Genomic DNA, 9,024 nt, shown 5'->3' with positions numbered 1-9,024 from the left:
AAAGGTGGTGCCGGTTAGCCAGCCGCCCACCGCCATGTAGGCGCAGGGGAATAGCAGCAAACCAGACCATCCGATGAAGACAAATCTATCGCGCTTCAGCCAGTCGTCAAGGACGTCGAACCATCCTCGCTGGGCTTGCGCGCGTCCCATTGCTATGGTCATAGCGCAGTTCTCCGAATTGTATGGACTAGAAAATAAGTTCTTTCCTTGCCCCCAGATTGGGAAACAAGGTCTTTTGCCTGCCGATGAACAGGGCGGCAAGCAATGCATCGAAAAGTGAATAGACTTTACTTTTCTTTACTATAAGCTCATTATATCGGCAGTTTCCTGAAATTTTCACCCTTGACATGTAGATTTTTAGCGATCGCCCCCAGGGATGATCACCAGAGCCAGCAGGAAACTCACGGATTCCAGCCCTTCAGATACCACAGCAGGAAACGAGTTTTACACATTTCAAGAAGATTTAACATTTCAGCACATTGAGATTGCCGCGTCCAGATCGCCCAGCCCCCAAGAATCCGCAGGACTCCCAGGCCCCAGTCTGGGGGATATGAGAGATACTAGAGAACTAGGACGATCCGATGCCGACAGGCTGTCTCTTAGGCAAATCTCCTATGGGAGTGGGGCCCATGACAGTCCACTGTTCGAGACATCATTAGACTGTTCAGCTTAAGATGCCGACGTAATTATTGAGCCCTATGTATATTATTGACGTGACCTTAAAGAGTGCGCCTGTAACCCTATCCGTTCAGCGCAAGACCGCCGAAGATGCTCAAGGTCTGTATCACCAAATTCTAGACACCCTGAAGTCTGGTAACCCCACGATTCTTGAACTCACCTGTGAGCAACAGGGCGAGAAAAAAATTGGGGTGTTAACCAGCGAGGTTTCCGCCGTTCAAATGTATGAGAAATCGAGCACGGCAACGGCATCTGGCCGGCCGCCTGGGTTTTTCGCTATGACTGCAGAGTAATCGCTGGGAATACTATGACTGAGGCTGCGATCGCCATTCGAGATCTCCAGTTTTACTGGGACAAGCAGCACCCCATCCTCCAGGGGTGTTCCCTCGATGTACCGAAGGGAGAGTTTTGGATGCTCCTGGGCACCAACGGTAGCGGCAAATCGACCCTGCTGAAGCTGCTCAGCGGTTTACTGCAGCCTCAGTCTGGTGAAATTTGGGCCCAGTCGCCCATTGGCTATGTCTTTCAAAATCCTGACCACCAATTGGTGATGCCCACGGTTGGGGCCGACGTAGCCTTTAGCCTAGTGGAAGAACATTTATCGCTGCCCAAGATCCACGAACGGGTGGATGAAGCCCTCGCTGCCGTTAAGTTGCTGCACCTGAAGCGCCGCCCCATCTATGCCCTCAGTGGCGGACAGAAACAGCGGATCGCCATTGCTGGAGCGATCGCCCGCCATTGCCAAGTCTTGCTCCTAGATGAACCCACGGCACTCCTAGATGCCGACAGCCAAGCCGATTTGGTGATTCAGGTGAAAAAACTGGTGCAGGAACGCAACATTACCGCCCTCTGGGTCACCCATCGGCTCGAAGAACTCGATCACTGCGATGGCGCATTTTTACTCCAGCAAGGACGGGTGGTGGATCAAGGCGATCCAGAACGGCTGAAGCGCCAGTTGATGGTACATGCCAGCTAGGAAGCGATCGCCCCTTAACGAAGGTTAACCCTATACTAAAGAGTATGACGATACGTTAACCCTACGCACTTTGCGATCGCCTGCCATGCCACGCCCAACCTTTCGAGCGGTTCTCCTGATCGACGGCTACAACATGGTCGGCAGTTGGCCAGACCTCAAATCTGCCCGCGATCGCCTGGGCTTAGAAGAAGCTAGGCATCAGCTCATCCAACTGCTCCTAGGCTATAGCGTCTACCAGCAGTACAACACCCAAATCATCTTCGACGCCCACTATCAAGGCAATCCTGGCAGCCAAGAGCAGATTTCTCCCCACGTTGCCATTCAATACACCAGCTATCGCCAAACCGCTGACACCTATATTGAAAAGACCTGCGCCGCCTTTCGCCATGACCTTCGCCGGTTTGAGCAGCGTTTGATTGTAGCCACCTCCGATCGCGCCCAGCAGCTCACCGTCATGGGCTACAACGCGGAATGTATGTCGGCCGAGAAATTGCTGGCAGATATTGAAGCGATCGCCCACCGGGTGCAGCGGCAGAAATCCTCCGCCAAGGCATCGTCTCGACGTCTCCTCTCCAGTCGCCTAGACCCCGCCGCCCAAGCCAAATTAGCCAAGCTACGCCTAGGGCTACCCACGGATCTGCCACCCCAATCCCAGCGATTTTGAAAAATAGTTAAAGAAATCCTGGTTAGGCCCTTGCCAAAGGCTATCGTCTTTCGTTAGTATTAGATTCGCGTTCCTCAGTAGCTCAGTGGTAGAGCGGTCGACTGTTAATCGATTGGTCGCAGGTTCGAATCCTGCCTGGGGAGTTTTTACATCGTCAAGAAACGATGAATGGGTAGAATGCGTTAGGCGAAGCCGTAACGCATAAGTTCCTGCAAGACATTGCGTTACGGCTGCACCTAACAGCACAGACAAGGCAGATGCAACCTTCGGGCTGAGCGATCGCAGCCCATCTCCTAACCTTCGATCAGCTCAGGGTGAGCATCAGCACGCCCGTCGAGCTCACGTTCTTCTCGTAAGTCCATGAAATATTCCCATAAAAAATGCAGAGAAGATGGCTTCTCTGCATGAATCTTGCGCGTATTGAACGTGTATCTAATACGCAGTCTTGAACAACTTAAACAGATTTTGAGTTTTGCAAGGTCGGCGGTAGCTTAATTTTGGTAGCCAAGCCTAGTGCCGCTAAAAGTTGAATGATCATCCACGTCACGTCAATTTCCCACCACTCTAGTCCATGGCGCGCCGAATATTGATATGCATGGTGATTATTATGCCAGCCCTCACCAAAGGCCAGAAGCGCCACCCACCAGCAATTGGTAGAGCGATCGCCTGACTCATGGCTGCGGTAGCCAAATTTATGAGTGGCGCTATTCACAAACCAGGTAATGTGATAGACCGTGACGAGGCGCACAAAAATGCCCCAAATCACAAAGGGCCAACCGCCTAGCAAGTAGAACACAACAGCTAAAGCCAGTTGCACCAAGAGGAAATAGTTTTCTAGGAATACGTAAACTGGATCGCTAGAAATATCTTTTGTAAAACGAGGAATTTCTTGCTTGGCAGGAACGTCATAGAACATCCACACCATGTGGCTCCAGAAAAAGCCTTTGGTTGAGCTATGATGATCGACGTCGTGATCAGAGTAGGCGTGGTGATGACGGTGGAGACCAATCCATTCAATTGGGCCACCCTGCACCGCAAGGCTACCGAAAAAGACGAGGATGTACTCTAACCATTTTGGGGCTTGAAAGCTCCGGTGAGTCACGAGGCGGTGGAAGCCTAGCGTGACGCCCAAGCAACCCGTCACAAAATGCATCACGAGCATCAAACACACCGCGATCCAGCTAAAATTGCTGGGCAACAGTGCCAACAGAGCGAGTAGATGGACACCTGCCATAAATAAAATGACAGGCCAGTTGGGTTTAAGGTTTACTGAAGTGGCAAGCGTCATGCAGTTTTCTTCGATACACAGCTTAAAATGATACGGCCCGGCGTGCGCGACACCCGCGCACCTTAACTATTGAAACAGAAATGAGATTGAATGCGAACGAATGAGGTGTCTATGGACAGCTTTGCGAAGCTGCATGAAGCACAACAGGCACTATCCCAGATCTTTGCCGGAATTGACACCCAGGTCAAGGAAAAACTGCGACGAGTCTTGACGGCCTTTCGTCATCACCGGGTTGGGGTGCAGCACTTTGCTGGCGTGACGGGCTATGGTCACGATGATTTGGGGCGGCAAGTCATTGATCGGGTTTTTGCAGAGGTCATGCAGGCGGAGGCGGCAGCGGTACGGGTTCAGTTTGTATCTGGGACCCATGCGATCGCTTCTGCCCTATACGGCGTGCTGCGTCCAGGCGATGAAATGGTCTCGGTGGCCGGTGCGCCCTATGACACCTTGGAAGAGGTGATTGGGCTACGCGGGCAAGGGCAGGGGTCACTCCAAGAGTTTGGCGTGCACTACCGCGAGCTGGCGCTAGCCCAGGATGGCGGGATTGATTGGGATACCTTGGCTACTGCCATCAGGCCCGAAACCAGACTAGTGCTGATTCAACGATCCTGCGGCTATAGTTGGCGTCCCAGCTTGGCGATCGCCGATATTGAAACGATTGTCCATCTCGTCAAACGCCAGAATCCCAATACCATTTGCTTTGTGGATAACTGCTACGGCGAGTTCGTAGAGGATCAAGAACCCACAGCGGTGGGGGCTGACCTGATGGCCGGCTCACTGATCAAGAACCCCGGTGGCACGATCGTTCCGGCAGGTGGCTACGTAGCTGGCAAGGCAGAGCTGGTGGAAGCCGCTGCTTGTCGGCTCACGGCTCCGGGCATTGGCCTCGAAGGCGGTGCAACGTTTAATCAAAATCGCTTAATCTTACAGGGACTGTTTCTCGCTCCCCAGATGGTAGGAGAGGCGATGAAAGGCAATCATCTTGTCTCGTATGTGTTTCACCGATTGGGGTATCCGGTGAACCCACTACCGCTGGCTCCGCGACGGGATGTCATTCAGGCTATTCAGCTTGGATCGCCAGAGAAGGTTATTGCATTTTGTCGGGCTATTCAGGCCCATTCACCCATTGATTCCTACGTAACCCCAGTCCCCGCAGGAATGCCGGGTTATGAGAGTGACCTTGTCATGGCAGGAGGCACGTTTATTGATGGTAGCACGTCCGAATTTTCTGCCGATGGGCCGCTGCGGGAGCCCTATGTGGTGTTTTGCCAAGGAGGCACCCATTGGACTCATGTAGCGATCGCCCTTGAAGCAGCAATTGACGCCATGAGCGCTATCTAGGACGACTAATCTACCAATAATCCCTCTTGCAGCAAGGCCTGACGCACTTTTTCCATACGATCGTCGGCTTCGCGCATCACATCTGCTGGCTTTTCTAGCATTTCACCAGGGTAGTTTTCTAAGACCTTGGTGGACAAAGCAATGCGCTTTTTGACAGTATCCAGGTCGAGAATCACCGCCTTCACATCTTGCCCCACCATGAAGAGGGTGGTGAGGGATTCTACAAAATTCTTGCTGACTTGGTTAATGTGCAGCAGGCCGGTGGTGCCTTCAAATTCCACAAAGACACCAAAGGGTTTGATACCCACCACGCGCCCTTCCACCAACTGCCCAACGGCCAGGCGACCGAGGCTAGCGGCCCGAGCTGCTACGCGTTCAGATAAAACCAAGCGGCGGCGATCGCGATCTACTTCCAGCACCGTCACCGTCAAAAAGCGTCCAACCAAACCTTCGAGGTTACCTTTATCCACCAGATGAGATCGGGGTACAAACCCTCTCAGACCATCCACATCCACATTCAGTCCACCCTTATTGACCCCAGACACCCGCACTTGGGTGGTGCGGCCATCGTCGAGAAACTCTTGCAGCTCATCCCACCGGTGCTGGATTTGCAGCTGCCGCACACTCAGGGTGACCTGTCCATCAGCATTTTGTTCACGGATGATCAGAAATTCGCGCTCTTCTCCAATAGGCAGAATTTCATCTAAGCTTTTGAAGGATCCAAGCCACACCTCATCTGCAGGCAAAAAGGCCGTTGCCTTACCGCCGACGTCTACATAGACGCCATCCGTGTCATGTACCGCAACCTTGCCACGTACCGTCTGCCCTCGCTGGAAGGTGTAGTCGTGTTGCTCAAGGGCTTTAGCGAAGTCGTCTGATGAAAAAGACAAGGTGACCTCCTAGCATCTCAGTCCAAGGATTGGGGGCGTGACGTGTTGACTATTCTCCCACCGCAACTCTTGAAGAGCCTCCGGGGAAAGTCTTAACCATGATGTTTAGCTTTCTGCGTAGTCTGGTGCAGGCTCCCGTCAAGTCACGTTCGAGCGACTGGAATCCTATCTTAGCGATCGCTGCCAGCCTCGCAACCATCATGGCTGACTATCCAGCATACGCGGGACAGAGACAACCGTCTTTAGATGTACCCTCACGGCGGGGCATCATGCCCAGTTCGTTTCAGGTATTGCCGATCCTAACACTCTAACCTAACCCCTCACCCTTAGAAGCCAAAGCAGCATCAGGATGCCCTTGGTTCTAACAATCTTTCCAGATTTTAGCAACTCCATCCGCAGAGCACATCCGTTGCCAGGGATAGCCCTCCCTTCACCCATACGACCATCTATGGGTGCAACTCCATCGACGGGTAATAAAGCTGTTATGGTGGATGCAGTCCCGATCATGCCTGTGTTAACGTCGCCATGCCCCTTGACATCCAACCCATTCTTGACCGTGCGCTTGCCGGATACGACCTCACTGAATCTGAGGGTGTTGCGTTACTTGAAGCCGCCCATCCCGCCCAGACCATAGGGGAGCGATCGCCCCTCCCCCCATCCATCCAGGCAGCGCGAGCCATCCAGGAGACAGCCGACCAACTGCGACAGCGGCAGGCGGGGAACACAGTCACCTACGTGATCAACCGTAATATCAACTTCACGAACATTTGCGAACAGCACTGTAGCTTCTGCGCCTTTCGCCGCGATGCAAATCAACCCGGTGCCTACTGGCTGAATGACACGGTGATTCTAGAAAAAACCGCTGATGCCGTTCAGCGCGGCGCAACAGAAATTTGTATGCAGGGGGGGCTCAACCTTGAAGCTAAGCAGGATGGAGCATCCTTGCCCTACTACCTCAGCCTCGTCAACACCATCAAATCCGCCTTTCCCCAACTGCACCTCCATGCCTTCTCCCCCCAAGAAGTTGAGTTTATTGCTCGGGAAGATGGCTGCTCCTACGCAGCGGTGATTGAAGCATTGCAAGAAGCGGGGGTAGGCTCCATGCCTGGAACGGCAGCAGAGGTGCTCGACGACGATGTGCGCAAGGTGCTCTGCCCGGAAAAAATCAACACCCAAACCTGGCTAGACGTGGTGGAAACAGCTCACCACCTAGGTATGCCCACCACCAGCACCATCCTATCCGGCCATATCGAAACGCCTCGCCAGCAGATCCGCCATCTAGAGCAGTTGCGATCGCTGCAGCAACGGGCTCAGCAGCGGGGGCAGCGCGGCATCACTGAATTTATTGTGCTGCCCTTTGTGGGGCAAGACGCTCCGGCACCCTTGCGGCGACGGGTGGGCCGCGATCAGCCCAGTTGCCCCGATGCCTTGGTGTTGATGGCCGTAGCCCGGATCTTTTTGGGCAACTGGATTCCCAACCACCAACCAAGCTGGGTAAAGCTGGGGCTAGCAGGAGCCACCGAAGCCCTACGCTGGGGCTGCAACGACATTGGCGGAACGTTGATGGAAGAGCATATCACCACCATGGCCGGAGCCCAAGGCGGCACCTGTATGGAGGTGGAAGACCTGCAGCAGGCTATCCGCTCGATTGGACGGCCCCCCCAGGAGCGGGATACCCTATACCAACCGGTTCACCGCTCTAGCCCGATTCCCATCCAGGTCTAATAGCGCCATCTAGTAGCGCCGCCAATAGCGCCGTCCGGTGGTAAACACACCGAGGGTGATTCCGACCAATGACAAGGAGTCTAAACCAATTAAGCCATTTAGAGGCAAGAGGGTTTTCAGCCACACCATAACCAACAGACAGGCAATTAGCGCCCACAACACGCTAGCGTTGGGACGCACTGTAGACTGAAGCCGCTCTAACAGCAGCAAACCCAAAGCCCCGACGCCATAGGCGATCGCCCCCAAAATCACCACCCCAAGCACGGAGCTCAGCAAGCGGATAAACCCGTTCCATAGCTCTGGCACCTGTTGTAACCCGGTAAACAGAGCGGTTTCCAAAATCACAACACAGAGAATAGTGATGGCTGACACCTGCAGCAATGGCAGCCAAGGCAACTGCTTTAGGCGCTGAAATGGATTCATAGACCTTTGCCTAATGAGTGCTGAGCATTAGCCTAGCAAGTCCTGTCTAGACTCTTCAAGGCGATCGCGTCCCCAACCTTTAACCGATGGGACATCTTGCACCACGTCCCAGGCCTTACGACCGCGAGGGGCGACGATTGAACTTGGCCTGCAAGTCTTCTAGCTTAGCGGATGGGGAGGTCTTGGCGGATGGCGATGCCTTAGCGGGTAAAGGCTTCGGGCGATCGGAGCGGGCATCAGGCGATCGCATCGATAGACTAATGCGCTTTAGGGCAGCGTTCACCTCCAGCACCCGCACCGTGACCACCTGTCCGACTTTCACGATTTGATTGGGATCCGACACAAAGCGATCGGCGAGTTGGGAAATATGCACCAATCCATCTTGATGCACGCCAATGTCTACAAATGCGCCAAAGTTAGCCACATTGGTGACTACGCCCTCCAGTTCCATGCCCGGTGCCAGGTCGGACAGTTCGGTGACATCATCTCGAAAGCTGGCGTAGCAGAATTCTGAGCGGGGATCGCGACCAGGTTTTTCCAATTCCTGAATCATGTCTCGCAGGGTCGGTTCACCCACACTATCGGTCACATAGCGCTTTAGATCCGTGGATTTGAGATGGCCGGCAATCTCGGGAGCTTGGTGCAGATCGAGCCCCAGATCCTTGGCGATCGCCTTGACGACGGCATAGCTCTCCGGATGCACGGCGGTGTTATCAAGGGGATTGTCTCCCGAACGAATGCGCAAAAATCCCGCAGCTTGCTCAAAGGTCTTCGGCCCCAGTTTCGTCACTTTGAGCAGCGAGCGGCGATCGCGAAAGACGCCATTTTGGTTGCGGTAGGCGACGATGTTGTTGGCAATGGTGGGCGTAATGCCAGAAACCGCCATCAGCAGTTCCTTGGAGGCCGTATTCAGGTCAACTCCTACGTAGTTCACACAGCTTTCCACCGTTTCATCTAGCTTCTTGCGCAGCAGTTTTTGATCCACATCATGCTGATATTGCCCCACGCCAATGGACTTGGGATCAAGTTTTACCAGCTC

General features: G+C 53.8%; 10 protein-coding genes and 1 tRNA gene. 7 read left to right on the top strand and 4 right to left on the bottom strand.

Going from position 1 to position 9,024, the window contains the following annotated elements; all coding sequences use genetic code 11:
* Positions 1–698: 698 nt before the first annotated feature.
* From V6D20_14445 to V6D20_14430, 4 genes are all read left to right on the top strand, one after another.
* Entirely contained in the window at positions 699–971 is a 273-nt protein-coding gene (locus V6D20_14445) for a hypothetical protein (protein ID HEY9816978.1), read from the top strand.
* A gap of 14 nt (positions 972–985) precedes the next feature.
* Positions 986–1,654 (top strand): energy-coupling factor ABC transporter ATP-binding protein, encoded by a 669-nt coding sequence (locus V6D20_14440; GenBank protein HEY9816977.1) that lies wholly within the window; start codon positions 986–988, stop codon positions 1,652–1,654.
* 85 nt (positions 1,655–1,739) lie between these two features.
* Complete coding sequence (locus tag V6D20_14435; protein ID HEY9816976.1) at positions 1,740–2,318, top strand: NYN domain-containing protein; 579 nt, start codon at positions 1,740–1,742, stop codon at positions 2,316–2,318.
* A 71-nt stretch (positions 2,319–2,389) separates the two neighbouring features.
* A tRNA-Asn gene (locus V6D20_14430) sits at positions 2,390–2,461 on the top strand.
* A gap of 311 nt (positions 2,462–2,772) precedes the next feature.
* On the opposite strand, the gene V6D20_14425 is transcribed toward V6D20_14430, so the two are convergent.
* The gene (locus tag V6D20_14425) at positions 2,773–3,606 is read right to left on the bottom strand and encodes a fatty acid desaturase (protein HEY9816975.1); all 834 of its coding nucleotides are present in this window, start codon (positions 3,604–3,606) and stop codon (positions 2,773–2,775) included.
* Between the two features lie 111 nt (positions 3,607–3,717).
* Between V6D20_14425 and V6D20_14420 the strand changes: the two genes are divergently transcribed.
* Complete coding sequence (locus tag V6D20_14420; GenBank protein HEY9816974.1) at positions 3,718–4,947, top strand: methionine gamma-lyase family protein; 1,230 nt, start codon at positions 3,718–3,720, stop codon at positions 4,945–4,947.
* 5 nt (positions 4,948–4,952) lie between these two features.
* Here the strand turns inward: V6D20_14420 and V6D20_14415 are convergent, their stop codons facing one another.
* Positions 4,953–5,837: a S1 RNA-binding domain-containing protein gene (locus tag V6D20_14415; GenBank protein HEY9816973.1), complete on the bottom strand. Its 885-nt coding sequence runs from the start codon at positions 5,835–5,837 to the stop codon at positions 4,953–4,955.
* A 98-nt stretch (positions 5,838–5,935) separates the two neighbouring features.
* Between V6D20_14415 and V6D20_14410 the strand changes: the two genes are divergently transcribed.
* A complete protein-coding gene (locus V6D20_14410; protein HEY9816972.1) occupies positions 5,936–6,148 on the top strand; it encodes a hypothetical protein in 213 nt (70 codons plus the stop codon).
* Between the two features lie 214 nt (positions 6,149–6,362).
* A complete protein-coding gene (gene cofH, locus V6D20_14405) occupies positions 6,363–7,562 on the top strand; it encodes a 7,8-didemethyl-8-hydroxy-5-deazariboflavin synthase subunit CofH (protein HEY9816971.1) in 1,200 nt (399 codons plus the stop codon).
* A 9-nt stretch (positions 7,563–7,571) separates the two neighbouring features.
* On the opposite strand, the gene V6D20_14400 is transcribed toward cofH, so the two are convergent.
* Complete coding sequence (locus tag V6D20_14400) at positions 7,572–7,985, bottom strand: hypothetical protein (protein ID HEY9816970.1); 414 nt, start codon at positions 7,983–7,985, stop codon at positions 7,572–7,574.
* A 115-nt stretch (positions 7,986–8,100) separates the two neighbouring features.
* Positions 8,101–9,024 (bottom strand): helix-hairpin-helix domain-containing protein (locus V6D20_14395; protein ID HEY9816969.1); only part of this gene is annotated, 924 nt, incomplete at its 5' end.

This window comes from Candidatus Obscuribacterales bacterium (assembly GCA_036703605.1).
In the GTDB taxonomy this organism is placed as follows: domain Bacteria; phylum Cyanobacteriota; class Cyanobacteriia; order RECH01; family RECH01; genus RECH01.
The sequence above is the reverse complement of the archived record's forward strand: the minus strand, read 5'-3'. Positions and strand labels throughout refer to the sequence as shown.

Bases quoted from the DNA above. Each gene is read 5' to 3' on its own strand.
- V6D20_14400 (HEY9816970.1), bottom strand. From the start codon at position 7,985: ATGAATCCATTTCAGCGCCTAAAGCAGTTGCCTTGGCTGCCATTGCTG.
- V6D20_14425 (HEY9816975.1), bottom strand. From the start codon at position 3,606: ATGACGCTTGCCACTTCAGTAAACCTTAAACCCAACTGGCCTGTCATT.
- V6D20_14445 (HEY9816978.1), top strand. From the start codon at position 699: ATGTATATTATTGACGTGACCTTAAAGAGTGCGCCTGTAACCCTATCC.
- V6D20_14435 (HEY9816976.1), top strand. From the start codon at position 1,740: ATGCCACGCCCAACCTTTCGAGCGGTTCTCCTGATCGACGGCTACAAC.
- V6D20_14440 (HEY9816977.1), top strand. From the start codon at position 986: ATGACTGAGGCTGCGATCGCCATTCGAGATCTCCAGTTTTACTGGGAC.
- V6D20_14420 (HEY9816974.1), top strand. From the start codon at position 3,718: ATGGACAGCTTTGCGAAGCTGCATGAAGCACAACAGGCACTATCCCAG.
- V6D20_14410 (HEY9816972.1), top strand. From the start codon at position 5,936: ATGATGTTTAGCTTTCTGCGTAGTCTGGTGCAGGCTCCCGTCAAGTCA.
- cofH (HEY9816971.1), top strand. From the start codon at position 6,363: ATGCCCCTTGACATCCAACCCATTCTTGACCGTGCGCTTGCCGGATAC.